Genomic DNA, 1,190 nt, shown 5'->3' with positions numbered 1-1,190 from the left:
CGTCGGCAGGCGGCGAACAGGTCCTGACCGTGCGCGCCGTACTGGCGAAGGATCACAACGGGGTCCCGGCCGGACACGAGATCGCCTTCACACAGCTGATCCTCGCGACGCACCACGAGCCGCGCCGCGAGCCTGTCCCCATCCGCCCACAGCACACGGCAGGAGGCTGGACACTGGGTCAGGCCGTGTTCAATGCCCACGGCGAACTCGTCCAGCTCGGCGACCTGGCACCGCTCAGTCCCCGACTCGACCTCTGGCGAGCCCCCACGGACAACGACCGCGGCGGCAACGGACAGGAACGGGCCTGGAGGGAACTGGGCCTGCATCGGCTCGTGCACCGCACCGTTGACTGCGCCGTCCACGGTGAGCAGTTGGTCGTCGACACCGTCAGCCGGGCCGCGGGCCGGGACGGAGGCATGCTGGGGCGCTGGACCTGGACCGCGTACGACTCCGGAGACCTTGAGCTGAAGCTGGACCTCGCCCCGGTCGGCCGGCTCGACACCGACCTCGGGGATCCGCGCCACGGAGGCGGGCCGCCGCAGCCGGCCACCCTGCCGAAACTCGGGATCCGGCTCGGTCTGCCGGGCGGCGCGGCAAGCCTCGACTGGTACGGGTACGGGCCCGGCGAGTCCTACCGCGACAGCACACGAGCCGCCCGCCTCGGCAGGTTCCACGCCACCGTCGACGAGCTGCAGACTCCCTACGTGCGGCCGCAGGAGAACGGCAACCGCAGCGGCGTACGCAAAGCGGCGATCCGCTGGGCCGACGGCCGGGTGCTGCACCTCTCCGCGCCCACCGGCGTCGACCTGTCCCTGCGGCCATGGACAGCCGAGGCGATGGACGCGGCAAGGCACACCAGCGACCTCGTCCCGGACGGCACCCTCTGGCTCACCCTCGACCTGGCCCATCACGGGCTCGGCAGTGCCTCCTGCGGCCCGGACGCACTTCCGCAGCACCGCCTCCACGCACACTCGGCGACCCTCACCGTGCGCTTCCACGCCGGCGACACGGAAGGGGCGCCGGCCTGAACCGCAAGGAACCGATCGACCTTCATCGCCGACAGCTCCACCCCGGGCGTCAAGTAACCCGCGTTCTCACGCCGCTTCCGCCGTGGGGGATTTCCCCTCATATCCAGGAGCCGACACTATGAACTGGTCCCCCTCCCGGCGCACCGCGCTCACCGCCGCCGG

The 1,190-nt window shown here is 71.7% G+C and carries 1 protein-coding gene; it reads left to right on the top strand.

Annotated elements, in window-relative coordinates:
- The coding region (locus tag CCN51_RS18725) for a beta-galactosidase small subunit-related protein (protein WP_483883442.1) at positions 1-1,028 on the top strand (1,028 nt) is incomplete at its 5' end.
- Positions 1,029-1,190 lie beyond the last annotated feature (162 nt).

Source organism: Streptomyces milbemycinicus (assembly GCF_002154605.1).
GTDB classification, from domain to species: Bacteria; Actinomycetota; Actinomycetes; order Streptomycetales; family Streptomycetaceae; genus Streptomyces; species Streptomyces milbemycinicus.
The sequence above is the reverse complement of the archived record's forward strand: the minus strand, read 5'-3'. Positions and strand labels throughout refer to the sequence as shown.